The sequence below is a fragment of the bacterium genome (genome assembly GCA_035945995.1).
Classification (GTDB): Bacteria; Sysuimicrobiota; Sysuimicrobiia; order Sysuimicrobiales; family Segetimicrobiaceae; genus DASSJF01.
Map to the genome: position 1 here is coordinate 1 of DASYZR010000036.1, position 24,427 is coordinate 24,427.

Consider the following 24,427-nt stretch of genomic DNA (forward strand, 5'->3'; position numbering starts at 1 on the left):
CCGGCGGCCGCGCCGTCAGCGCGGGATCGTCCCGCAGCACCGTGCCCACGCCGACCAGAACGGCGTCGGACGCGGCACGCAGCCGCTGCGCGTGGGCGCGCGAATGCTCGTTGGAGATCCACCGGGAATCGCCGGTGCGAGTGGCGATGCGGCCGTCGAGGGTCATCGCCCACTTCGCGGTCACGAACGGCAGGCCCGTCGTGCGATGCTTGATGAACGCTTCGTTCAGGCGCCGGGCCTCGTCTTCGCCGACGCCGACGACCGTCTCGACGCCCGCCGCCTGCAGCCGCGCCACGCCCGCCCCCCGCACCTGCGAGTCCGGATCGATCATCGCCGCGACGACCCGCGCCACGCCGGCCGCGAGGATCGCCTCGGTGCACGGACCGGTGCGGCCGGTGTGCGCGCACGGCTCCAGGGTCGTGTAGAGCGTGGCGCCCTGCGCACGCGGCCCCGCCTCGCGGAGGGCGAAGATCTCGGCGTGCGGCTCGCCGGGCGCCGGGTGGTAGCCGCGCCCCACGACCCGGCCCTCCGCGACGACGAGGGCGCCGACCATGGGATTCGGGCTCGTCGTCCCAGCCCCGCGCCGGGCCAGCGCGAGCGCCTCGCGCATGTACGCGTCGTCACCGATGGTGCGATTGGTCTCCGGCAAAAAACAACACCCCGAGGAAGACACATCGCCCTCGGGGCGTACCACACCCGCGCACGCCAAGCCAAACAGCCTTCTTCCATCCGGACTGTACCGTCGGCTCTGGAATCACACCAGATCGTGCCGGCCGCAAGGCCGGCTCGCGGGCTGTACCGCCGATCGGGAATTGCCGGCGCGCGACGGCGCACGTTGCGCGCGGCTCACCCTGCCCCGAAGGTCCGTGGCGTCTTCTCTTCTGTTGTACTCGCCATGATAGCATGGGTGCCCGGAAGGGAGCAAGGCGGGTGCGCGGGGGAACCGCGGCACATCGCAGAATAGTGCATCTCACCATGGCGACGATACGCGTGACCGCCGGCACGCCGACCAAGCTGCGCGCGCAGGTCCGGCGGATCGGGGCGCGCCTCCGCGGCACGATGGGCGTCTACATCCGGCACCTCGCGCGGGACGAGTCGGTGACGCTCAACGCGGACCGCCCGTTCCAAATGGCCAGCGTGTTCAAGGTCCCGCTGCTTGCCGAGCTGACATCGCAGACGGCCTCGGGCGCCCGCTCCCTCGACGAGCCGGTCGTGCTCACGGACGAGATGAAGGCGCCCGGCTCGGGCGTGCTCAAGGAATTGTCGGCCGGCACCCGGCTCACGCTCCGCGATCTCGCGACGCTCATGATCATCATCAGCGACAACACCGCGACCGACTTCCTCCTCGCCCTCGTCGGGAAAGACGCGGTCAACGCCCGTCTGTCCGCCTGCGGGCTCGTCCGCACGACCGTGGCGATGAGCTGCCGGGAGCTGCTGCACGACCTCGTGGGTCTCGCCGGCGCGCCGGACACGGCCGAGACCCGCCGGCTCGCGGCGGAGCGCCTGCGGCAGCGGCAGCTGGACTGGCAGTGCCGCGCCTACCACGACGAGCAGGCGAACATGACGACCCCGCGCGAGATGGGGAGATTGCTGGAGCAGATCGTGCGGCCCGCGCTGAGCGACGGGGTGGACGGTCCGCTGCCGCGCGAGGCATGCCGGCTCGCGCTGGACATCCTGCGGCGCCAGCAGGTCCGGGACCGGCTGCCGCTGCTGCTGCCGCCGGGCGTCGAGATCGCGCACAAGACCGGCTCCGTGACGCGGGTCAGCAACGACGCGGGCGTCCTCTTCACGCCCACCGGTCCGTGCATCGTCAGCGTGTTCACGCGCGACCTGGCGGACGACCTGAAGGGCCGTCTCGCGATTGCACAGGTAGGCCGAGCCGTGTACGACGCCTACGCCGCCTAAGGTACCGCCTCCGCGCGCCGGGCTGATGGGCGCGCCGCTGTGGACGGCCGTCGCCGCCTGGGGCGTCTTCTTCATCGCCAACGCGCAGCGCATCGACGTCGTTCCGTTTTTCAACGACCTTCGCGCCGTCTACCACGTCGATTACGCCGGCGTCGGCGCGCTCCTGTCCGCCTACCTCCTTGGGTACGTCCTGGCGCAGATCCCGGCCGGGCTCGCGGCGGACAATCTGCCGACGCGGCGGGTCACACTCGCGGGCCTGCTCTGCATGACGGCCGTCTCCGCCCTGTTCGCCTTCACCGCCCACTACGCGACCGCGCTGCTGCTCCGGTTTCTCATGGGGGTGAGCGGAGCCGCGCTGTACTCCTCGACGGTCAAGCTGATGCTCGCCGCGGCGCCGAACCGCGGCGTGGCGATGGGAATTCTGCAGTCGGGCGCGGGCGCCGGCATGATCGCCGGCCTGTTCCTCATGCCGCTGCTGAGCGGGTGGGCGGGGGTGCCGGCCGCGTTCCTCGCCCTCGCGCTGACCACGGCCGCCGCCCTGGTCGCCGGCGCTGTGTGGCTGCCGGCGGGCGCGGACTGGCGGGCCGTGCGCGATCCGGCGCTGCGCCAGATCGGCCGCATCGTGGGACAGCGGACGTTCCTGTACCTCTCCGGCTGTGTGTTTCTGGCGCTGTTTAGCGCCTACGGGATCACGGCGTGGCTGCCGACGTATCTGGCGAACGTCTTCGGGTTCGGCCGCACGGCGGCCGGGGCGCTTGTGGCGGTGGTCAACGTCGCGCTGCTGGCCGCGTCCCCGTTCGCCGGCACGTTCTCCGACCGGCTGGGCGCGCGCGCCCCGGTGATCTTGACCGGGTTCGCCGTGCTGGTGGCATCGTTCGCGTTGCTCGCGGGGGTGCGCAGTCCCGCCGGCGTGGCACTCAGCACGGTGCTCGCCGGGAGCGGGCTGGCGCTCACGCTGCCGATCCTCACGACGCTAACCACCGAGATGTTCGGCATCGAGCGGGCCGGGGTCGCCGTGTCCCTGAACCTCGCCGTCGGCCAGGTCGCCTCGACGATCTCCGGGGTGCTCTTCGGGTACGTGCTCGACGCCACCGGCAGCTTCACCCTCGTGTGGCTCCTCGGCCTCGGGCTTGCGCTCGCGGGCTTCGCACCGGCGGCCGGGCTCGGGCGCGCCGAGCGCACGGCCCGCCTGCGGGCCGCGTCGCTCCCCCTGTGACGCCTCAGCGCGGCGGCGGTGCGGCGCTTTCCGCGATGTCGCCGACGGCGCCGGAGGCGATCCGGACGAGCGTCGCCGGCTCGACCGGAAAGACCGCATGCGGCGTGCCGGCCGCGGCGTAGACGATCTCGTAGCGCAGGAGCGTTTCGTCAACGTACACCGGCAGCGGGCCGCGATGGCCGACCGGCGGCACGCCCCCGATGCTGAACCCGGTCGCCTCGCGCGTCGCATCCGCCGAAGCCTTCTCGACGCGCGCCGCGCCGGCCAGACGGGCCAGTTTGGCGACGTCCACGCGGTTCGCGCCGGACACGAGCGCGAGAATCGGGCGGCCGTCCGCGACGAACACGAGGGACTTCACGATTTGCCCGACGGACGTGTCCACGGCGCGGGCGGCATCCTGCGCCGTCCGGGTGCTCTGCGCGAACCGGACGATCGCCGCGTCCACCCCCGCGGCGGTCAGCGCCGCCTGCACCCGCGCCACGGCGTCGAGCGGCGGGGAGCCGCGTTCAGGGCCCGTCACTTATGGGCGGAAAACGTGTGCTCGTAGAGAATGATCACCCAGCGTTGCTGCTCGGTCAGCGAGCCTTCCCACGGCGGCATCGCCGACCCGACGTCCTTGAACGGGCTCACCGTGCCGCCCTTGGAGAGCCGCCAGAACCAGTACCCGTCCGGCAGCTTCGTATGGATGGACGACTTGAAATCGGCGGGCTTGGGATTCAGCGAGGCGGCGGCCGGTCCGTCGCCGGCGCCGCCGGTCCCATGGCAGGGCGCGCAGTTGGCGTTGAAGAGGTCCTTGCCCTTGGCGAGATTGTCGGGCGACGGCGGCAAGGGATTCTTCATCGACGCGAACGGCGCGGGCGGCTGCGGGCGCGGGGCGTTGGGGTCCTTCGGGTAGTTGCTGTTGGCCACGACGGCCGGGCCCGTAAACGGCGCCGTGGCGACGGGCACCGCGGGCGACGGGGCCGCGGCCGGGCGCTCGCGCATCGCCTGGATCTGCCGCCCCGTGCACCCGGTCAGACCGGCGCACAAGACGAGCAGCGCTCCCGCGAGCGAGCGCGAAGACATCGTTCACCTCCGACGGTGACAAGAGGATTGGCACACGGACGCCGTGCGCGGATTGCCGGAATCCGATGTTAGACGGCGGCGCGGGACTTCCCTGCGCTAACGTCCGTCCGTGGCGAGCAGCGCGTCGAGGCGGCGCGCGAGCGTGCGCTCGCCGTCCGCCCCGGCGAATCCCCCGAGTTGGCGGGCGCGGATCATGCCGGATGCGTCGACGAATACGGTCGTCGGCAGTCCGACCACGCCGTAGGCCCGCAGCAGCCGGTCGCCGGGCACGGTTAGAATCGGATAGTCGACACGGTGGTCTGCGAGGAACCGCCGGGCATCGGCGGGTGTGTCATCAACGTCCAGGCCGAGCACCACGACGCCACGCGCCGCGTACGCGTGCCATGCCTTGACCAGCATCGGCATCTCGGCACGACACGGCCCGCACCACGAGGCCCAAAAGTTGATGACCAGGGGATGGCCTCGTAGCGCCGCAAGCGCCAGCGGCGCGCCCGGTGCGGGAATCCCCGCGGGCGGGCCGCCCGCGGGGGGCGCGGCCGTCCCCGCCGAAAGCACCACGAGCGAAAACGCCGGGGCGGGCGCCGGCCGCTGATCGCCCGGCTCGCCCTGCCCCGGCCGGACGACGGTGTTCGGAAACGCCGCGCCCGGCGCCCCGATCACGGCGCCCGGTGCCGCGCTCCTCGACACCGTGTGCGGGGGCCGCACCCACAGTACGACCGCCCCGGCGACGGCCGCCGCGCAGGCGACCGCGATCGGGAGCACCTTCAGGCGGCGGGACGGCCCGGCCTGCATGCCTCAGTAGGCGCGGGCGAAGTACACGACTTCACGCCCCGGCGCGCCGCACGCGACGCAGGGGCCGTCCGCGGCCTCCTCGGTGATGACGCGCGGGGACGCGCCGCTCGACTTCCGGATCGTCTGTTCGCAGGCGTCCGTGCCGCACCACACGGCGCGCACGAACCCGCGGCGGCCGGCGACGGCCTCGACGAGGTCCGCCAGCGTGGCCACCGTGACGATGTGCGCGTCGAGATACGCTTTGGCCTGATCGAACAGCGCCCGGCGCACCGTTTCGAGCGCGGCCGGGACGGCCTGCTCGAGGCCGCTCAGCGGCGCCGCCTGCTTGCCGCCGCCGGCGCGCGGCGCCAGCACGACCTGTTGCTGAGCAAGATCCCGCGGCCCGAGCTCGAGCCGCAGCGGCACCCCGCGCATCTCCCAGTCGTTGTACTTCCAGCCGGGCGTCACCTCGGTCCGGTCGTCGAGGCGCGTGCGCACGATGGTACCGAGGCGCCGGGCGAGGTCGCGCGCGGCGGCGAGAACCTCGTCGCGCCGGTTGCCGGTCAGGATCGGGACGATGACCACCTGAAACGGCGCGAGCGCCGGGGGAATAACCAGGCCGCGGTCGTCGCCGTGCACCATGATCATGCCGCCGAGCAGCCGCCAGCTTACGCCCCACGACGTGGTGTGCGCGTGCTTTTCCGTGTTGTCGCTGTCCAGGAACTTGATGTCGAACGCCCGGGCGAAGTTCTGGCCGAGGTAGTGGGACGTCCCGGACTGGAGCGCCTGCCCGTCCGGCATGAGCGCCTCGATCGTGTACGAGCGCTCGGCGCCGGGAAACTTCTCGCTCTCGGGCTTGCGGCCGGACAGGACCGGGATCGCCGCGTCGGTCTCGGCGAAGTCGCGGTAGACCTCCAGCATCTGGCGGGCCTCGGCTTCGGCCTCCCCGGCCGTGCGGTGCGCGGTGTGGCCCTCCTGCCAGAGGAATTCCATCGTCCGCAGAAACGGCCGGGTGGCCTTCTCCCAGCGGACCACGTTGCACCACTGATTGATGAGCACCGGCAGGTCCCGGTACGAGCGGATCCAGCGCGCATACATGTGCCCGATGGCGGTCTCGGACGTCGGCCGCACCGCGAGCGGCTCGCTCAACTCCTCGCCGCCGCCACGCGTGACCCAGGCCACTTCCGGGGCGAAGCCCTCGACGTGTTCCGCTTCACGCTCGAAGAAACTCCGCGGGATGAACAACGGGAAATAGGCGTTGACATGACCCGTCGCCTTGAACCGGCGATCGAGCCCCTGCTGCATCAGCTCCCAGATCGTGAACCCGTAGGGACGGACGACGATGCAGCCGCGGACCGGGTAGTAGTCGGCGAGCTCGGCCTTGAGGACGACCGCGGTGTACCAGTCGGCGAAGTGCTCGGCCTTGGAGGGAATTTCCTTGACGAATTCGCTCTCGTCCTGACGAGCCGCTGGCCGCGACATCACGGCGCCTCCGTCTCGTTCGCGTCGTCATCCCCGGGCATAGCGAAGCCTCCACGTCCCGCGGGGACGGGGAGGCTCCTGGGACGCCGTGATTTTAGCACGCGCGCGCCGGCAGCGTCAAACAACGGACCCGCGGATGCCGGCGGGCGTAGGGCTCAGCGCTTCACCGGCTCCGCCGCGGGCTTGTCGATCGGCACCCCGACGAGGCTGCCCCATTCCGTCCACGACCCGTCGTAGTTCTTCACGTTGGGGTAGCCGAGGAGGTACGTGAGCGTGAACCACGTGTGCGAAGACCGCTCGCCGATCCGGCAGTACGCGATCACGTTTTTGTCCGGGGTGATGCCCTTGCCCTCGTACAACTGCTTGAGCTCCTGCGGGGACTTGAACGTGCCGTCCTCGCGGACGTTCTGGCCCCAGGGGATGTTCTGCGCGCCGGGGATGTGCCCGCCGCGCTGCGCGCCTTCCTGCGGGTACGCCGGCATCGCGATGAGCTCGCCGCTGTACTCCTGCGGCGAGCGCACGTCCACCAGCGCCACCTTGCCGAGTGCGGCGAGCACCTGATCCCGGAACGCGCGGATGCTCGCGTCCGCGGGTTTGGCCCGGTAGCGCGCCGTGGGGTGATTTGGGACGTCGGTCACGGTGGGCCGGCCCTCGGCGATCCACTTCGCCCGGCCGCCGTTCAGGATGCGCAGCTTGTCCGCGCCGTACATCCTGAGCAGCCAGAACGTGTAGGTGGCGAACCAGTTGTTCTTGTCCCCGTACAACACGAGCGTGGTGTCGTTGCCGACGCCATGGTTGCCGAGCAGCGATTCCACCTGCTCCTGGTCGATCCAGTCGCGCCGGACCGGATCCTGCAACTGTGTCTGCCAGTTGAAATGGACCGCGCCGGGAATGTGTCCCTGGCCGTACAGCGAGGTGTCCTCCGAGACCTCCGCGGCCCGCACCGCGGGGTCGCCGAGGTGCTCGGCCAGCCAGCCCGTTTCCACCAAGACATCGTGCGCATAACCCTGTGGCATCGATTTCCCTCCTCGGATGGGGTAACGTAGCCCGGGAGCGCCTCATGAGACGACCCGGGAACTCGCTGTGAGCGAACGCGGAAACCGGACCGTCAGGGAGCCTTCAATACCGCCGGACGAGGGACAGACGAGGGGACGTCCGCCCCGGCGAAGGCCAGTCCGGCCTCCGCTCGGGACAGATACATCGACGGGGTACGTAGGCAGAGCGCATCCGAGACATGACTCTCTTAGTAAGTAGCACGGCCGGCGGCAGACGTCAAGACGCGCCGCCGCCCTGGCGGTTCTGCGGGGCCCGCCCCATGCGCGCGGGGTCGATCTTCCACAGCCGGCACGCGTTCGCGCCCATGATCTTGCTGAGCGCGGCATCCGGAATCGGCGGCAGGCCGTACCGGTCCGCGATGCCGTTGAGCGACCGGATCACCCGCGGGTACGTCCGAAAGAACGGATTGCTGGATCCGTACAGCATCCGGTCGAACGAGCACAACGCCCCGAAGTCCACCATCATCCGCAGGATCTTGGACGGGTGAAGCGGCGCCCAAAAGGAGATGTCGCAGTAGAAATTCTCGTGGCGCGCGATCACGCAGGTACACTCGTCCGCGTACGGATAGGCGAGATGACTGATCATCAGCTTCAATTCGGGAAAGGTCCGCCCGACCTCGTCCAGCAGCCAGGGCCGCTGGTACTCCATGTGCGCGGTCACGACGGGCGTCCACCCCATGTGCATCTGGACCAGCAGGTCGAGCTCGATGCATCGCCGGTAGATCGGGTACAGCCGTTCGTCGCGGGGATCCCATTGCTGGACGGCCGGGTACAATCGCACGGCGCGGAAGCCGAGTCTGGTCGCGCATCGCTCGAGCTCCCGGACGGCGGCCGCGGGATCGGTGACGGGGTCGACGCTGCAGGTGCCGACGATCCGGCCGGGATGCCGCGCGACGACGGCGGCCACGTGGTCGTTCGGCACCTCGTACGACTCGATGGCGCCCGGCAGCGCGCGGTTGTAGTCACCGGCGATGAGGCAGATGACGTCGATGCCCGCCCCGTCGAGCGCCGCCGTCGGGTCGGCCCCGAGGGCCGCCTCCTCCGGACGAGAACCGTCGAAGTTGAAGGCGCGCGTCTCCAGGACCTTGCGCAGCCGCGAGTGCGCAAACGGGTCGAGCTGCTCCCCGGGCACGCCGGCCTGGATGTGGACGTCCACGATCAATCCCATGTCGGCCGTTCCCTCCTGCCGAGACGAAGGCGACCCGGACGGCCCTGGGGGCCGTCCGGGTCGCGCTTCTATGCCGCGTCCGCCGGCGTCGCCGTCACGGGGCGGCCTTGGCGAGCTGCGCTTCCGTCATGAGCACGAGCTGGTGTTCCTTGCCCTGCGGGTCAACCTGGAACGCGCCGTAGGGGCCGAACACGTTGTGGTACTGGTTGTAATCGAGGGTGCCGCTGGCGCCCTCGTAGTTGATCTTCGTGCCGGCTTTGAGCAGCTTGAGGCACCCGGCGTAGTCGAAGCACTTGGTCCCCGGCGGGTTGGTGACCTGGGTCATCGCCGCATTGATCTTCGGACCCGCGGTGGAGCCCGCCTTGTCGATGGCCAGCGCCGTGCTGATGACCGAGTCGTACGCGTAGTTGGCGTTGGCCAGCGGCTCCTTGCCCGGGTACAGCTTGTGGTAGTAGGCGACGAAGGCGTCGTTCCCCTTGCCCTCGACCGAGGTCCCGTACACGGAGATCAGGTGCGCGTTGGCCGCCTGGTAGGTGACCGCCTTGAGATAGTCGTCCCCGCCCGTCAGGTCGGTACCGATGAACGGGATGCGCAGGTTGTTCAGCTGCTTGAAGTTGGAGAAGAGCACCGCGGCCGTGGCCGGATCGGTCTGGGTGAAGATCACGTCCGGCTTGGCGTTGATCAGCTTCAGGACTTCCGACCGGTAGGATGTCTGGCCGCCCTGAATGTTCACGTCGGCCACGATCTTGCCGCCGAGCTTCTGGAACGTCTTGATGAGCGGGGGCTTCAGCGTCTGCGCCGATTCCTCCGTATACATCATCACGGCCGCTCTTCGGTACCCCTTCTGGTAAGCGTAGAGCGCCATGGCCACGCTCAGCACGGAGTCCGACGGACTGTCCCGCCAGAAGTAGGCGTTCGTCTCATGGTCCAGCGTGACGTCGCCGCCCTGCATCTGGTCCGGCACCTTGAACCGCGTGAAAATCGGCCGCACCGCGAAGTACTCGGCGGTCTCCGGACCGATGAGCGCGACCACGTGGTCGGCGCCGATGAGCTTGTTGATCGCCGGCACCGCGTCGGCCGCGTCGCCGAGCGTATCCGCCGCGTCCAGCACCAGCTGCCGGCCGAGGATCCCGCCCGCGCCGTTGACCGCCAGCTGGGCCGCCTTCGAGCCTTGGACAATGGCCGCCCCAAGATCGGAGCGGGGGCCGGTGAACGGCCCAAGCATCCCGAAGTGCACGGGAGAACCGGAAAACGCGGCCGACGTTGCCGGCACGTAGACCAGGAGACCGGCGATCGCCGCGACACAGCAGACCCCGACTGCCATACACGCCCCGGGCTGTCGAGACATACGCACCCCCTTCTTGTCGCTGTCCTTCCCATCCCCGATCACCATCTTCGTTTCCCGAGCCACCCACGCGTCACGACAGCCGGCCGATGTAGAGGTTGACCACCTCCTCGTCGTTGAGCAGCACGTTCCCCGGCCCTTCGAGCCGGTTCTTCCCCAGCACCATCACGTAGGCCCAGTCGGCGTGCACCAGCGTGCGCCGTGTGTTCTGCTCGACGACCACCACGGCGACCCCCGTGTCGCGGACCTTCTTGATCTGCTCCCAGACCGTGGACTGGAAGATGGGCGCCAGGCCGGCGCTGGGCTCATCCAGCAGCAGGACGGCGGGATCCACCATGAGGCCCCGCGCCATCGCCAGCATGCTCCGCTGGCCGCCGCTCAGCGTTCGCGCGGGACGCCGGAGCGCCGTCCGCAGATCCGGGAACAGCACCAGGAGCTGCTCGGCCCGCTCGCGCACGCCGGAGGCGCGGACGTAGCCGCCCATTTCCAGATTTTCCAGCACGGTCAGCCCCGGAAACACGTTCGCCACCTGGGGCACGTACGCGATGCCCCGGCGGACGAGCCGCTCCGGCGCCTGGCCGGTCACCTCCGTGCCGTTGAGATACACGTGACCGCCGCTCGGCCGGACCACGCCGACGACGGCCTTCAGCAGCGTCGACTTGCCGGCGCCGTTCGGACCCACGAGCGCGGTGATCTTGCCGGGCGAGGCCTTGAACTCGACGTTCTCGATGATCGGCGGCCCGCCGTACCCGGCCGTCAGCCCCTGCACGGTAAGCGCCGGCTGCTCAGACACCAACCGCCACCTCGCCCAGGTAGGCGTCGACCACGGCGCGGTTGGAACGCAGGGAACCGAACGGTCCCGTCGCGATCACCGTTCCGAGCGCCATGACGATCACCGCATCGCAGCAACGCTCGATGAAGGGCAGGTTGTGCTCGACGATCACCACGGTCACGTCGCTCGCCACCAGGCTCGTAATCGCGTCTCCCATCCGCGCGCCGAGCACGGGGTTTACGCCGCCCATCGGCTCGTCGAGGATCACCATCTTCGGCCGGGCCATCGCGACCCTCGCGAACTCGAGCAGCCGTTTCTGGCCTCCGCTCAGGTTGCCGGCCAAGTCATCCCGCAGCGCGAGGAGGCCGAACTCCTCGAGGATGGTGCGGGCGCGTGCCCGGTCTTCCTCCTCGGCGCGCCGGAGGGGGGCCGGCGCCAGCAGGGCCCGCCAGATCGCGTCGCGTCCATGCTCCGGCGCGGCGATGAGCATGTTTTCCATTACCGTCAGGCCCGGCCACTCTTTCGGCAGCTGGAACGTGCGGATGAGACCGAGACGGGAGACGCGATGAGGCGGCCACCCCTGAATCTCGCGGCCCGCGAACCGCACGGTGCCCGCGTCCGGCGTCTTGAAGCCCGTCACCAGGTCGATCGCCGTGCTCTTGCCGGCGCCGTTCGGCCCGATCAGGCCGGTCACGCGCCGCTCGGGCACGGCAAAGCTGCAATCGGAGACCGCGCTCACGCCGCCGAAGCTCTTCGCGAGCCCCCGCACCTCGAGCAGGGCATCGGATGGGTCAGTCAGCGGCGCTCCCCCTTCCCGCATACGGTTTGGCGGCCACCAGTCCGGCCGCGGCGTCCTTGGGACGCCGCTCAGGCAGCAGACCCTGGATCCGGTAGCGCATGGTGACGAGGATCAGGATGCCGATCAGGATTTCGCGCACCGCCGCGGAGAAGCTCGCGTTTCCGCCCACGTTGGGGATAAAGCGGGTGATCTCCTGGAACACGACGCTGACCAGCATGACCCCGAGGACCACGCCGCGAGTGTTTCCGGTCCCGCCGACGAAAATGGCGGCGTAGAGGAGCAGCGTCTCGATCGGCGACCACGCGGTGGGATTGAAGGCCCCCAGGTATGCCGCGAACAGCGCTCCGCCCAACCCGCCCAGCGCCGCCCCCAGCACGTACGCCTTCAGCTTGAGCCCGTAGATGCTCCGGCCGAACGCCGCCGCCGCGCGCTCCTCCTCTCGAACCGCGCGCAGGGCACGGCCGAAGGGACTGTTGGAGAGCCGTTCCAGGACGACGTAGACGGCGGCCAGGACGGCCGTGCAGAAGGCCAGGAAGAAGAAGGGGTACGCCTGCGGCGACAGGTTCAACACGTCGTTGAACGGCTGCTCCATTCCGTACAGCCCGTTGTAGCCGTTGAACAGCGGCGTGTAGTTGCTGATGAAGATCTGCAGTATCAAGACGGTGCTGAGCGTGGTAATCGCAAAGTAGGACGCGCGGAGCTTGCGCAGCGCGACCGCGCCCACGCCCAGGGCGAGGACGGCCGCGCTCGCCATCGCGATCAGCACGGCGAGCAGAAACGGCAGGTGCCAGCCCAGGATGTACTGGTCGGGCGGAGGCAGCCGGCCGATCGTGGTGACCATGGCCATGTACACGCCGACGGCCACGTAGCCATAGAAGGCGATGTCGAAATCGCCCGTCCATCCCCAGATCACGTTCAGGCCGAGCGCCATGATCGAGAAAATCACGCCTTCGGTCGCCACCGAGGCGATGTACTGGATCACTCGAACACGCCTCCGACCTTGCTGCTGAACAGCCCGTCCGGACGAAAGAGCAACACGAGGACCAGCATCCCGAACGCGATCAGCAGCTTGTACGCCGCGTCGACGTAGAACGCGCTGATCTCCATGGCCAGGCCGAGCACGAGCGCGGCGGCCATCGCGCCGTACGGTTTGCCGAGCCCCCCGGCGACGGCCGCGGTCACCGTCACGAGCAGAAACGTAAACCCGAAGCTCGGCACCAGCGTCCCCACGCTGACGGCGAGGATGAACCCGGCAAATCCGGCGACGATCCCCGCGAGAAACCAGGTGAACTGCACCACCCCGTGCGCGCCGATGCCCGACACCCGGGCGAGCTCGCGGTTCTCCGAGACCGCGCGCAGCGACTTGCCGAACTTGGTGTACTGCAGCATCACGTAGAGGAGCAGCATGACGACCACCGCCGAGGCCATGATTGCCTCGTCCCGGCCGGTCCAGATGAACGGGCCCACCGGGTGCGACTCGGTCTGCGGCAGCACGTACGCGACGTTGGCCCCCCCGAAGATCAGGAGGATGACGTTCTGGAGGACGAGCGAGGCCCCGAGCGTGGCGATGAAGATCACGATGTTCTTGATCCGGGCCCGGACAAACGGCTCGACCACCCCGGCGTTCATCGCCCACGCCGTGACGCCGCCGACGAGGGCGGCGGCCAGTCCGGCGGCCACGAGATTGTGCGTCGCGCGGGTCACCGCGTAGGCGGCATAGGCGCCGTACGTCAGCAGCTCGCCGTGCGCCAGATTGGGAATGCCGCTCACGGCGTACTGCAGCGTAAAGGACACGGCGGACAAGGCCAAGATCGAGCCCGTCACGAGGCCGAACCCGATTCCCAGAAAGATCGTGTCCATCATCGTCCCTCCCGCCCGCGAGGGGGCCCCGGCGGCGGGCCTTCCTCACCGGCAACAAGCGGGCCCAGGCGGCAACTGCCCGCCCGGGCCGTTACGGCGTCACATGCACGGGCTTCCCCGTCGGCCGGCAGTATCGGCATCGAGAAGGGAAGCCCGTGGTCTCATGCCCGTCACCTCGCAACGTCAAGGTCGCGAGCCCGTGCTGTGCGGTTGTGACCCGTCGCGAACCGGCCCTGTCGCCGGCCCGGTCAGTCTATCGTCGCCTTTCCCCGCCCGACCCGATTCGTGCGGTCCTATTGCGCCGGCGGCCGGTCGTTCAACACGTCCGTCGCGAACGGCAGCACGCCGGGCACCAGCCACTTGGTCCACATCTCGTCGATCTTGGCCTGGAAGTAATCGACGTCGTCCTCCGTGAAGTGCGCGAACCGTCCCTGCTTGAGGAGATAGTCGCGCACCGGCAGCCGCTTCTGCCGGCCCTCCACGATCGCCTTGCTCTTGCCGTAGAGCTTGAGCACGTGATTCTCGACCTCGAACAGCGGCCACACGCCGGTCAGCACGGCGAGCTCGCCCAGTTCGTGCGACAGCATCGGGTCGTAGTCCCATCCCTTGGGGCACGGATCGAGCGAGTGGATGAACGTGGGGCCGCCGATGCTGAGCGCCTTCCGGATCCGGTTCATGAATTCCACGGCGTACGACGCGTCGACCGTCCCGACGTACCGGCACTCGGAGTGGCCGGCGGCGAGCATCGCGGCCATGTTCTTCTTCCACCGTTTGTGGAGAATGCGCTTCGCCTTCCCGGGCGGCGAAAACGTCGTATGCACGCCGTACGGGCTGCTGCCGGACGCCTGGATGTCGGTGTTGGCGTACGACTCGTTGTCGTACAGCAAGATGAGGTGGTTGTAATCGGTGTGCTGCAGCGCGGCGGAGATGGCGGAGAGGCCCATGTCGGCGCCGCCCCCGTCGCCGCAGAACGAGATGATGTTGATCGGCTCCTGCTTGATCCGTCCCTTGCGCATGAGCGCCGTGTAGCCGGCCGCGGTGCCGACCGCCGCGGAGCCGGAGGACCCCAACTGCGTGTGCATCCACGGCACCACCCACGGCGTGCTGTAGTACGTCGTGTTGGCGACGTACATGCAGCCGGTGCTGCCGAGAACGACCGTGCGCGGCCCGGCCGCCTTGACCATCAACTTCATCACCAGCGCCGACTCGCAGCCCTGGCACGTCCGGTGGCCGGACGTGAAGTATTCCTCCAGCGGCGCCCGCTTGACGCCTTTGATCGGCTCGAGCACCGGGATGGGCATTGTGGCGACCTCGGGAGTATCCATGTCGTCTCCTCCTCTAGATCAAGGGCGTGATCTGCTCGCGCTCAGGCCCGGACGCCGATCCACAGCGTGTCAGTGGGAGACACGCCGGCCTCGGCCGCCTTGCGGGTGTGCTCGAACATCTCCCGGACGCCCGGGATCGTGACCTCGCGTCCGCCGAGGCCGGTGATGAAGCTCACGACCGGCGGGTGCTTCGGCTGACCGTACAGGGCCGCCCGGACCTCGTTGGCGACGACGCCGCTGTTGTACGGCGAGCCCAGCGAGAAGTCGCGGTCGATGACGCCGACCGCGGCGAACCGCGAGAGCAGCGCCCCGAGGCGCTCGTAGTCGAACGGCCGGAACCAGCGGATGCGGACGAAGCCGACCTTCTGGCCCTGCTCCCGCATTTTCCGGATCGCCACCTTGACCGGCATGGACAGCGTGCCCATACCGACCAGCACGACCTCGGCGTCGTCGGTCTGGTACTCCTCGAAGAACGGGTTGGCGACCCCGTCTGGCGCGGGGCGAGCGGCTCCCCGGTGGAAGATCCGCTCGAAGTCCCGGTACGCCTCCTCGATCACGCCGCGCGCGTTGCGCATCGCCTCGTCGGTCTGGCGGCGGATCTCCATGAGCCAGTCCTCGTTCACCTGGGGGGCGATCGTGATCGGATTGTCGGGATGCAGGCGAAGGTCTTTGCGGTCGTACTTGGGCAGAAACTCGTCCACCCACTGCTTGGGCGGGATCTTCACCAACGTCTGCGAATGGGTGAGGAACGCGCCGTCGGTGCTGATCGCGCACGGCAGGTACACGCGCCGGTCCTCCGCGACGCGGTAGGCGATCAGCGTGGTGTCGAGCGCCTCCTGCGCGGTGTCGACCCAGATGTGCATCCAGCCGAGATCGCGCGCCGCGAGCGCGTCGTTGTGCTCCGTGCCGAAGGCGCCGGGATCGTCGAGCGCCCGGTTGCCCACCATCGCGAGCATCGGCAGCCGCAGGGCCGGGGTCACCGCGATCGCCTCGAACGCGTAGCACCAGCCGACGCCGCTCGAGCCGCACAGGGTGCGGGCGCCGGTGACGTTGGCGTGCTTGGCGATCTCGAACTGGCTGTGCTCGCTCTCGGCGACGATGTACTCCGCGTCCTGCTCGCCGTTCGCGATCTGCTTCGCCACGTACTGCATCATCGTATCGTACGGCCGGATCGGGTAGGCCGTGATCACGTCCACGTCCGCGAGTTTGGACGCGACGGCCACGGCCTCGCTCCCGCTGATCAGAGCCTCCTGCTCGGCGACCGCCGTCTGGACGGCCGTTGCGCTGTCCGCGTCCACTACTCGTCACCTCCCGCCGTCGTGCCGCCCGCCTGGGCGATCTGCGCCTGGTACTGGCCCTTGTACCGGAACCCGTGAGACCGCTCGGGCCGTTCCTTGATCTTCGCATCCACCCAGGCGGCGTACGCCTTCTTGTCGGTTTTGTACGCCTCCCACTGGCTCTTGTTGTCGGTGAACGCCTGCTCGTTGACCATCGTCACGCAGTCGTCCACCGGGCAGACCGCTTCGCAGACGCCGCAGCCGCAACACGCCTCGGCGTTGAGATCGTACGTCTGGTCCGGCGTGACGTCGAAGCACGAGTCGGGGCACTGCAGCCAGCACAGCGTGCACTTGATGCACTTGTCGAAGTCGATGACCGGGCGCATGGTGCGGGTGGAGTACTTCTTGAAGTAGGGATTGCGCGCCGGCCGGTAGCCGCCGATCTGGTCGCCGAACTTGATCGGCTCGCCGAGCGTCATCCCGTCCACCGTGACGCCCTCGCGCATCTTGGTCCAGCCGGGCAGGTCGAACCGGTAGGGCACCTCGGTGTTGCCCTCGTCCGGCGTGACCGGGCGCGTCGTGATCGACTCGAAGGCCCGCCGCGCGGACGCGGCCTTGAGCTCGTCCCCCCACTCTTCCTTCACCGCCGCCAGCATCGCGTCGAGGCTGACGAGGTCGGGACAGAGCTTCGGCAGCGCGCCGAGGATGCGCACGTCGGTATGATCGTCCTTGTACACCCACAGCCCCGAAAAGCTCGGAATGGCCGGCAGCACCGCGAGGCGATACGGGGTCGGCTTGGTGTGGCAGAACTTCACGATCTCATCGGCCGGCAGGGTCGAGGTGACGAGCAGGACCGCGTCTGTCCGGACCTTCTCGTTGATCGGCTGCAGGCCGTACCAGGCCCAGGACTCGACGCCCTTGCACAACATGTCGTCGACGGAGATCGTGATGTCCGTCTCCGCCGGCTCGTACTGGGCCATGCTGAGCTGGAGCTCCTCCTCGTCCGGCGCGACGATCGCGAACTGCTTCGCGGGGATCCCGTTGCGCTCGGGCGAGTCCCCGTACCGCCCGAACGCGACCCCGACTTTGCCTTCCTTCCGGGCCGCCAGGACGATCCCCCGGCAGATGTTCTTGGCCAGCGTCTTTTGGAAGATCCCCCGGTAGACGACCTCCACCGAGATCGTGCGTCCCATCCGATCCACCCTCCTCCCGGGCCGCCTGCGGCGGCCCTACCGGCGTGTCAGCCGGGCCTGACGGCGGACGGCTCCGCCGGAAACAGTGTCGCTTCGATGTCCTCGATGTGCCGACGCATGGCGAGCGCCGCGGCCTCGGCATCCCGCCGGCGGATCGCCTCGAGGATGCGCCGGTGGCCGTCGAGCGACTTCTCGGCGCGGCCGTGACCCTGCAGCGAGCGCACGCGGCTGTCACGAAGCAGTTCCATGAGCACGTCCACCGTCCGGAGCACCACCTGGTTCTTCGCGGCGGTGGCGATCAGGTAGTGGAACTCGTTGTCTTCCTCGAGGGCGATCTGCCCGGCCTTGACGCGCTCGGTCTGGCGGGCAACGACCTGCCGGAGGGCCTCGATGTCCTCATCGGTCGCCCGGAACGCCGCCGCGCGGGCCAGCGGCGGTTCGAGCATCCTGCGCATGTCGAAGAGGTCGGCCACGAGGTCCTTACTGGCGGTCAGGGCGTCCGCAAGCGGCCGGATGAGCCGGTCGATCGGGATTTCGCGTACCACCGTGCCGTCGCCGTGGCGCGGTTCCACGAGCCTCTGCATCTCCAGCACGCGGATCGCGTCGCGGACGGAACTGCGGCTCACGCCGAACACCTCGGCGAGCTCGCGCTCGGGGGGAAGTTTGTCACCGGGCTTGAGGCGCCCGTCGGCAATGAGGCGCTGAATCTGCGCGGCCACCTCGGCGTAGACTTTCGTCTTTCTGACCGGACTGAGATCGGCCTGAATGGACGACACCACGTTGGATGGGATCGGAATCCCTCCGATTGGCACTCTTTGCCCCGGGTCAACCGGGTTATTGGCCCGGTGGTCGGACCACCAGACAACCTCGATTATGCCCAGAAGATCTGTCTACCGTCAAGCGTCAGGAGCCGGCGGACCGGCCGAGGTATGCCGCGGGAGCACGATCGCGCGACGCGCGGCACGCACGACAGGGTTGGGGGACACCCGTCATGCCGTCACATGTCGCAGTCCAAACCGCCCGACGACCGCCGCGACGTGCAATCGTTCGAGCACCCAGGGGGAACCGACTTACGTGCGTTCGTCCTAGGCAGTGGAGGACGTGCCGCCGTGCCCGGCGGTTAGAAGTTCGGCTCGACGTTGTGACGCGCGGCCTGCAGGCGTGCCTCCAGAAGGGTGCCGAAGGGGTTCCTGCTCACCAAGACGAGCCGCGAGGCCCCTTTAGACTCGTTCACGATCATCGGGCTCGCGCCCGTGACGAGCAATCCTCCCTCCGGACGGCGCGATCAATCGGAAACATGTGTGCGCGTAGGGCCAATTCTGCGCCGCCCGCGGAATCGTTCCGCCGCGCGCTATTCGACGCTACTCCTTCAGCGTACCGGCGACGAGCCCGCGGACGAAGTACCGCTGGAGTGCGAAGAAGACCGCGAGGGGCAGGACCATCGACACGAACGCCGCCGCGGTCAGGAGGTGCCAGCCACTCCCGAGGGAGCTCACCAGCCCGGCGATCGCGACGGTGAGCGGGGCGACGCCCGGCCGCCCGCCGAGGTAGCTGAGCGCCACCAGCAGATCGTTCCAGACCCAGAGGAACTGAAAGATCGCAAGCGCCGCGATCGCCGGGGCCGATAGCGGCAGCACGACCCGGAAGAACACGGCGGCGGGATCCGCCCCGTCGATGGCCGCGGCGTCCAGCAGATCGGCCGGCAGCCCGGCGATGAAGTTGCGCAGGAGGAAGACGGCGAGCGGCAGGCCGTACCCGGTGTGCGCGAGCCAGAGCGCGGGGAACGTGCCCGTGAGCCGGACCGCAGTGAACAACCGGAGCACGGGCACCAACGTCGTCTGCAGCGGGACGACGAGCAGCAGGACGACGAGGGCCTGGAGGGCTCCGCGGGCCGGAAACCGCATCCAGGCGAACGCGTACGCGGCGTACGCGGCGAGCAGCAGCGGGATGACGGTGGCCGGCGCGGCGATGGCGACGCTGTTGAGCACGCTCGTCCCGATGCCCTGGGTCGTCAGCACATCGCGGTAGTTGGCCAGCGTGAACGCCGGACGCGCGACCGCGGTCCACCACCCGGTCGCGGCGACGTCGGCGGCGGGGCGGAGCGAGCTGACGAGCAGCCCGGCGACCGGCGCGAGCCACGCGACGCAGATCAGCCAGAGCACCGCGTGCACGGGCATCCCGCGAAGACCGCGCGTCCGCATCACCGGGTTTCTGCCTCCCTGCGGAGGCGCCGGAGGTTCGCCACCATCGCCGGCGCCGTCGCGGCCAACAGCAGCACGGCCAGGGCGCCGGCGCGTCCGAGGTGCTGATCCACGAACAGCTCCCGATACATCCGGTTGGCGAGGACGTCGGTATCGTAGTTCCCGCTCGTCATCACGTATACCACGTCGAAGACCTTGAGCGCGGTGATGACCATCGCGGTCGCTACGGCGGCGGTGGTCGGGCCGATCGCCGGCAGCGCGATCTGGACAAAGACGCGCCATTCGCCGGCGCCGTCGACGCGCGCGGCCTCGAACATGGCGGCCGGCACGGCCTTGAGCGCGGCGGCGAACACCGCGGTCGCAAACCCGATCCAGATCCACACGGCCACGACGATGAGGAACAGCGTGTTCCAGGGCGCGCCGACCAGCCACGCGCGCGGGTCGAAGCCCGGGAAGGCGGCCCCGAGCACGGCGTTGAGGAGCCCGATCTGCGGCGCGCCGGCCGGCCGGAACTCGTAGACGAACTTCCAGATCACGCCGGCCGCGGTGAACGACAGGGCCATCGGCAGGAACACGATGGCCCGGACCACGGCATCGTAGCGCACCCGCTCGGCAAGCACCGCGATGCCGAGGCCCCCGGCCACCACCAATCCGGTGAAGACCACGAGCCAGACGAGCGTATTGCGCAACGCGACGAGCGCCTCCCGGCTCTGAAACGTGTAGACGTAGTTGGCCGCCCCGACCCACCGGGCGTCCGCGGCGTCCCGAAAACTGAGCGCGAGCGTGTCCAGGGTCGGGTAGACGAGAAAGACGGCCACGAACAGAAGCGCGGGGGCGGTCCAGACCCACGGCCGGAGCGCCGTCCGCCGGCGATCGGGCAGCCGGCCGAGCGCCAGTTCCGCCGCGAGAATGTAGGCGACCGACGCGGCGGGGGCGCCGACCAGGGCGAGCGCGGCCGGAAGCAGCCGGTCCACCGGCTACTTGTAGGCGTCTCGCGCGACGGCTTCGAGGTGCCGGAGGATCTCGTCCAGACGGTCCGGGTGGGCGATGTAGTCGAGGGTTCCCTTGTAGAACGCCGTCGTGACCGCGGGCGGCATGAGATCGCCGGCGCCGAAGCGCGCGACCGACGCGCGGGTCAGCACCTCGGCCGCCCGCCGGCTGAGGACGTCGGGGTAGTCCGCGAGCGGCACCCCCTTGTTGGCGGAGAGCGCGCCGCCTCGCTTGACCCAGATCGCCTGCGCGTCCGCGGTCACAAGGTACTGCATGAGCGCCCGCGCCTGCGGCGTATCGCGGAACATCCCGAATACGTCGCCCCCAACCTGCGCGACGGCAGCGTACTGCGGCGCAATCTGCGGGAACGGAACGAACGCGAGGTCGGTCCCCGGACGCACCGCGGGGAACTGCTTTTCAATGAAGTCCTCGATGAACGTGGCCTGCAGGTGGAACAGGCAGCGCGGCGGCGTCGCGAACATCGGGAACGGCGCTTCATTAAATTGGGTCGCCAGCACGCCCTGGGGACCGCCGTAGACGGCCTTGGGGTTCGTGGCGATCCGCCCGAATTGCTCCCACGCCTGCCGCACGGACGGCGCCGTCCACGGCATCGTGTGCCGGACCCAGGCGTCGTGCGCCGCCGGACCGGCCGCGCGGAGGAGCAGCATGTCGATCCAGTCCGTAGCCGGCCAGCCGCTGGTCGCGCCGCTGGCGAGGCCGAGACACCACGGCGTCGTGCCGCGGGCCGCGAGCCGGTCGGTGAGCGCCGCGAAATCCGCCCACCGCCGCGGCGGCGTAATGTGCGCGGCCGCGAGCGTCTTGGGATCGTACCAGACGAGGCCCTTGAGGGCCGTCTTGACGACGATCGCGTAGGGTTCGCCGCCGACCCGGCCGACGTCCAACCACGACGGCGGGTACTCCCGGCCGACGCGGCTCATGTCCAGGACGCGGCTCAGCGGTTTGAGCGCGTGGGCCCGCACGAACGGCGTCAACTGTCCCGGGTTCGGCAGCGCGGCGACATCCGGCGGGTTGCCCCCCTGCACGCGGGTCGTCAGCACGGCGCTCAGGTCTCGCGTGCCCTGAAACTCCACGCGCGTCCCGGTCCGGTCTTCGAAGGGCTTCACCATCGCGTTGAAGCTGTCGAGTTCGGCTCCCCCCCACACCCCGACCACGCTGACCGTCCCGCCGATCGTCCCCGCCGCGGACGAAGCGCCGGTGCCCGCCAGCGCGAGCACCGTCCCGACGATCAGTCCTGCCGCCGTACGCGTCCCGGCCCCCCGTGTCGCCACGCGGCCTCACCTCCCGGCACGGCCGTACCCGTGCATTTCACTTATCCCACGTTCACGCGTCTGCTATGATGCTCGGCGATGGCTGTGGCAGCACCGCGGCCCCGCCGCGGCGACGAGATCATCCTCACGATCGACCGGCTCGCGTACGGCGGCCGCGGCGTCGGCCGGCTCGACGGCCTGGTCGTCTTCGTGCCGGACACGGCGCCCGGCGACCGGGTTCGCGCGCGCCTCTGGCGGGTCAAAGCGGGCTACGCGGAGGCGGATCTCGTCGGCATCGAGTCGCCGTCCCGCGTCCGGACCCCCCCGCCCTGCCCGCACTTCGGACCGTGCGGCGGCTGCATCTGGCAGCACCTCACGTATGGCGCCCAGGTCACGGCCAAAGAGGCGATCGTACGCGAGAGTCTGGCCCATCTCGGCGGCCTGCGCGACGTCGAGGTTCGCCCGATCGTCCGGATGGCGGCGCCATGGTACTACCGCAACAAGATGGAGTTTTCGTTTCATCCCGCGGGGCTCGGCCTGCACCGGCGCGGCGCGTTCGACAAGATCGTGCCGATCGAGACGTGCTACCTCGAATCGCCCCGGACCAACATCATCCTGGCGGCGGTCGAGGCCTTTGCCCGGGCATCGGCCCTGTCGAGTTACGATCCGCGCAGTCGCACCGGCCTGCTCCGCCAGGTCGTGATCCGCGAGGCGAAGGGGACGGGCGAGGTCATGGTCGCGCTCATCACCACGGCTCCCGACGTACCGGGACTGCGGGAACTCGCGGACCGGCTGATCGGTTCCGTCCCGGAGATCGCGAGCGTCGCGCACGCGACCAACGCGGGGACCTCGGACGGTGTGCCGCTGAGCGACATCACGATCGTTGCGGGACGGCCCTACATCCGCGAGGTGCTGGCGGGCCTCGTGTTCCGGATCGGCCTCGAGACGTTCTTCCAGACCAACACCGCGCAGGCGGAGCGCCTTGTGGAGGTCGTGGAGGCGTTCGCGGATCTACGCGGCGGCGAGACGGTCTTCGATCTCTACTGCGGCGTGGGGACGTTCTCGCTCGCGCTCGCGCGGCGGGCGGGGCGGGTGCTGGGCATGGAGATCGTGGCGCCCTCCGTCGAGGCCGCCCGCGACAACGCCGCGTTGAACGGGCTCGCCAACGTCGAATTCGCGGACGGCGACGTCCGGCACGTGCTGCCGGACCTCGCGGCCCGGACCGGCCGGCCCGACGTGCTCGTCCTCGATCCGCCCCGGAGCGGCGCCGGCGCCCGGGTCATGCGCAAGGTCGCGCGCACCCAGGCCCCGCGGATCGTCTACGTCTCGTGCAACCCGACGACGCTCGCCCCCGACCTCCGGGAACTGGCCGCCGCGGGGTACGTGGTGCGGCACGCCCAGCCGCTCGATCTGTTCCCGCACACCTACCACGTGGAGTGCGTGGTGCTCGCGGAGCGCGGCTGATCGAGGATCGCTACGGCGTCACGGTGACCGCGCCCCTCTGGCGACCATGGCCGCAGCCGCGGCCACCAGCCTGGGACCGCAAACCGGTAGGGGGCGTACTGCTCACCGTAGCGGCGGCTCAGCGTCGGCTCCTCGTCGAAGTATGCGAAGCTCGCGACGATCAGCCAGAACACGACTGCGTAGATCAGCAAGACCAGGCGTCCGAACCACAGCGCCTGGCCGAGGATCGCCGCGATCACCGCGAGGTACATCGGGTTGCGGACGTAGCGGTAGGACCCGCCGATAACGAGCTCCTCGGTCGGCGCGCCCGGATGGGGAGTGCCGCGGCCCTCAAGCACGAAGCGGACGATCGTCTCAAGCAGCATGCCGGCGCCCACAACGATCAAGGCGCCACCGAGCGCTTCCAGTGCGCGCGGTGGATGGGAGGACCGCCAGTGGGTGAGCAGCCAGGGCACGAAGCCGCCCATCATCCCCGGATTTGCCGCGAAGAACACTACGCTGCCAATTGCTGCTTTAACCTTGCGCATCGGGGGTGATCCTCGTCCAACGGTCTGGCCCGTTTGAGTCACGACGTGCCTGCCGCGCCGAACCATTTCTCCAATGCGGCGCACAGCGTTCCTTGGGATTCCTCGTCCCCGTCATTAGATCCGGCCACCCAGGCCACGTAGCCGTCCGGACGAACGAGCAGTGCATCCAGATTCGCGGGCCGCTCGTAACACCGAGCCGTGATCCCATCAACCCGATCGGCCCAGTTCGCGGCGGCGCCATGCAGCGCCGGTCGGCCGGCAATATCGAGAAACACGCCCCTGCCCGCGTGCAGAAGTTCCGCCACGCGGGTGGTGCCATGCTCGGTGCGCAGGGTGAGGTTCGGGGCCCACCGGCCGAGCAGGGGATGCCCGTGGCCCGGGCCGGCGCCCATGTCGTAGCGAATGTCCACGTCGGAGATCTCTTCCACGATGGATCGGTACGTCTGTTCGTGTGTCAAGAGTTGACCAACCAGCTCGCGCAGCGCCGTGACGTGCTCGCCCGGGCGCGCGAGCGCCTCCTGGGCCCGGGTGATCACCATCAACCGTTGCCCCACGGGGTGCCGTTCGGCGTGATAGGTGTCGAGCAAATCGGGTGGCGCGAAGCCGCGGACCTGCGCGGCCAGCTTCCAGCCCAAATTGCCGGCGTCCTGGATCCCGGTCTGCAGTCCCTTCCCGCCGTACGCCCAATGCACGTGCGCCGCGTCGCCGGCCAGGAACACCCGGCCTTCACGGTACCGCTCGGCC

Annotated in this window: 24 protein-coding genes and 1 riboswitch; of the genes, 3 read left to right on the top strand and 21 right to left on the bottom strand. The window is 69.5% G+C overall.

All coding sequences use genetic code 11. The features are described 5' to 3' along the window. Nucleotides 1-610, bottom strand: a 610-nt coding sequence (gene ribD, locus VGZ23_03135) for a bifunctional diaminohydroxyphosphoribosylaminopyrimidine deaminase/5-amino-6-(5-phosphoribosylamino)uracil reductase RibD (protein HEV2356589.1), incomplete at its 3' end; no start/stop codon positions are given. Between the two features lie 103 nt (nucleotides 611-713). Further along, nucleotides 714-868, bottom strand: a riboswitch (FMN riboswitch). A gap of 107 nt (nucleotides 869-975) precedes the next feature. Here ribD and VGZ23_03140 point away from each other — a divergent pair. Together VGZ23_03140 and VGZ23_03145 are read left to right on the top strand one after the other, a co-directional pair. Further along, entirely contained in the window at nucleotides 976-1,905 is a 930-nt protein-coding gene (locus VGZ23_03140) for a serine hydrolase (GenBank protein HEV2356590.1), read from the top strand. 25 nt (nucleotides 1,906-1,930) lie between these two features. Then, on the top strand, nucleotides 1,931-3,121 hold the full coding sequence (locus VGZ23_03145; protein HEV2356591.1) for an MFS transporter: 1,191 nt from the start codon (nucleotides 1,931-1,933) through the stop codon (nucleotides 3,119-3,121). A gap of 4 nt (nucleotides 3,122-3,125) precedes the next feature. Here the strand turns inward: VGZ23_03145 and VGZ23_03150 are convergent, their stop codons facing one another. The 18 genes from VGZ23_03150 to VGZ23_03235 all read right to left on the bottom strand — a co-directional run bounded on the left by VGZ23_03150 (nucleotide 3,126) and on the right by VGZ23_03235 (nucleotide 21,713). Then, nucleotides 3,126-3,641, bottom strand: a complete 516-nt coding sequence (locus tag VGZ23_03150) for a YbaK/EbsC family protein (protein ID HEV2356592.1) — start codon at nucleotides 3,639-3,641, stop codon at nucleotides 3,126-3,128. After that, nucleotides 3,638-4,186: a cytochrome c gene (locus VGZ23_03155; GenBank protein HEV2356593.1), complete on the bottom strand. Its 549-nt coding sequence runs from the start codon at nucleotides 4,184-4,186 to the stop codon at nucleotides 3,638-3,640. The genes VGZ23_03150 and VGZ23_03155 overlap by 4 nt, the downstream gene beginning before the upstream one ends. 96 nt (nucleotides 4,187-4,282) lie before the next feature. Next, a complete protein-coding gene (locus VGZ23_03160) occupies nucleotides 4,283-4,948 on the bottom strand; it encodes a TlpA disulfide reductase family protein (protein ID HEV2356594.1) in 666 nt (221 codons plus the stop codon). Between the two features lie 33 nt (nucleotides 4,949-4,981). Next, entirely contained in the window at nucleotides 4,982-6,439 is a 1,458-nt protein-coding gene (proS, locus tag VGZ23_03165) for a proline--tRNA ligase (GenBank protein HEV2356595.1), read from the bottom strand. 155 nt (nucleotides 6,440-6,594) lie between these two features. Further along, a complete protein-coding gene (locus VGZ23_03170) occupies nucleotides 6,595-7,455 on the bottom strand; it encodes a sulfurtransferase (GenBank protein ID HEV2356596.1) in 861 nt (286 codons plus the stop codon). A 256-nt stretch (nucleotides 7,456-7,711) separates the two neighbouring features. Next, nucleotides 7,712-8,662: an amidohydrolase family protein gene (locus VGZ23_03175; protein ID HEV2356597.1), complete on the bottom strand. Its 951-nt coding sequence runs from the start codon at nucleotides 8,660-8,662 to the stop codon at nucleotides 7,712-7,714. A 94-nt stretch (nucleotides 8,663-8,756) separates the two neighbouring features. Continuing rightward, nucleotides 8,757-9,986 carry an ABC transporter substrate-binding protein gene (locus VGZ23_03180; protein HEV2356598.1) on the bottom strand — a complete coding sequence of 410 codons (1,230 nt, stop codon included), beginning with the start codon at nucleotides 9,984-9,986 and terminating at the stop codon, nucleotides 8,757-8,759. A gap of 94 nt (nucleotides 9,987-10,080) precedes the next feature. Then, entirely contained in the window at nucleotides 10,081-10,800 is a 720-nt protein-coding gene (locus VGZ23_03185; protein HEV2356599.1) for an ABC transporter ATP-binding protein, read from the bottom strand. Continuing rightward, nucleotides 10,793-11,599, bottom strand: a complete 807-nt coding sequence (locus VGZ23_03190; protein ID HEV2356600.1) for an ABC transporter ATP-binding protein — start codon at nucleotides 11,597-11,599, stop codon at nucleotides 10,793-10,795. The genes VGZ23_03185 and VGZ23_03190 overlap by 8 nt, the downstream gene beginning before the upstream one ends. Continuing rightward, entirely contained in the window at nucleotides 11,571-12,560 is a 990-nt protein-coding gene (locus VGZ23_03195) for a branched-chain amino acid ABC transporter permease (GenBank protein HEV2356601.1), read from the bottom strand. The genes VGZ23_03190 and VGZ23_03195 overlap by 29 nt, the downstream gene beginning before the upstream one ends. After that, nucleotides 12,557-13,438, bottom strand: coding sequence for a branched-chain amino acid ABC transporter permease (locus VGZ23_03200; GenBank protein ID HEV2356602.1), 882 nt, complete (start codon nucleotides 13,436-13,438; stop codon nucleotides 12,557-12,559). Before VGZ23_03200 ends, VGZ23_03195 begins: the two co-directional genes overlap by 4 nt. Before the next feature lie 293 nt (nucleotides 13,439-13,731). Then, a complete protein-coding gene (locus VGZ23_03205; protein HEV2356603.1) occupies nucleotides 13,732-14,763 on the bottom strand; it encodes a thiamine pyrophosphate-dependent enzyme in 1,032 nt (343 codons plus the stop codon). 41 nt (nucleotides 14,764-14,804) lie between these two features. Next, entirely contained in the window at nucleotides 14,805-16,061 is a 1,257-nt protein-coding gene (locus tag VGZ23_03210; protein HEV2356604.1) for a pyruvate ferredoxin oxidoreductase, read from the bottom strand. Then, nucleotides 16,061-17,233, bottom strand: a complete 1,173-nt coding sequence (locus tag VGZ23_03215; protein ID HEV2356605.1) for a 4Fe-4S dicluster-binding protein — start codon at nucleotides 17,231-17,233, stop codon at nucleotides 16,061-16,063. Before VGZ23_03215 ends, VGZ23_03210 begins: the two co-directional genes overlap by 1 nt. 47 nt (nucleotides 17,234-17,280) lie before the next feature. Continuing rightward, nucleotides 17,281-18,045 (bottom strand): FadR/GntR family transcriptional regulator, encoded by a 765-nt coding sequence (locus VGZ23_03220; GenBank protein ID HEV2356606.1) that lies wholly within the window; start codon nucleotides 18,043-18,045, stop codon nucleotides 17,281-17,283. Nucleotides 18,046-18,594: 549 nt separating this feature from the next. After that, complete coding sequence (locus VGZ23_03225; protein HEV2356607.1) at nucleotides 18,595-19,410, bottom strand: carbohydrate ABC transporter permease; 816 nt, start codon at nucleotides 19,408-19,410, stop codon at nucleotides 18,595-18,597. A gap of 23 nt (nucleotides 19,411-19,433) precedes the next feature. Beyond that, the gene (locus VGZ23_03230; protein HEV2356608.1) at nucleotides 19,434-20,408 is read right to left on the bottom strand and encodes a sugar ABC transporter permease; all 975 of its coding nucleotides are present in this window, start codon (nucleotides 20,406-20,408) and stop codon (nucleotides 19,434-19,436) included. A 3-nt stretch (nucleotides 20,409-20,411) separates the two neighbouring features. Continuing rightward, complete coding sequence (locus tag VGZ23_03235; GenBank protein HEV2356609.1) at nucleotides 20,412-21,713, bottom strand: ABC transporter substrate-binding protein; 1,302 nt, start codon at nucleotides 21,711-21,713, stop codon at nucleotides 20,412-20,414. A 78-nt stretch (nucleotides 21,714-21,791) separates the two neighbouring features. Here VGZ23_03235 and rlmD point away from each other — a divergent pair, with 78 nt between their 5' ends. Further along, entirely contained in the window at nucleotides 21,792-23,156 is a 1,365-nt protein-coding gene (gene rlmD / locus VGZ23_03240; protein ID HEV2356610.1) for a 23S rRNA (uracil(1939)-C(5))-methyltransferase RlmD, read from the top strand. Here rlmD and VGZ23_03245 read toward each other — a convergent pair. Continuing rightward, nucleotides 23,117-23,683, bottom strand: a complete 567-nt coding sequence (locus VGZ23_03245) for an isoprenylcysteine carboxylmethyltransferase family protein (GenBank protein ID HEV2356611.1) — start codon at nucleotides 23,681-23,683, stop codon at nucleotides 23,117-23,119. The two genes, rlmD and VGZ23_03245, sit on opposite strands and share 40 nt — an antisense overlap. A 38-nt stretch (nucleotides 23,684-23,721) precedes the next feature. Beyond that, the coding region (locus VGZ23_03250) for an FAD-dependent monooxygenase (protein ID HEV2356612.1) at nucleotides 23,722-24,427 on the bottom strand (706 nt) is incomplete at its 5' end.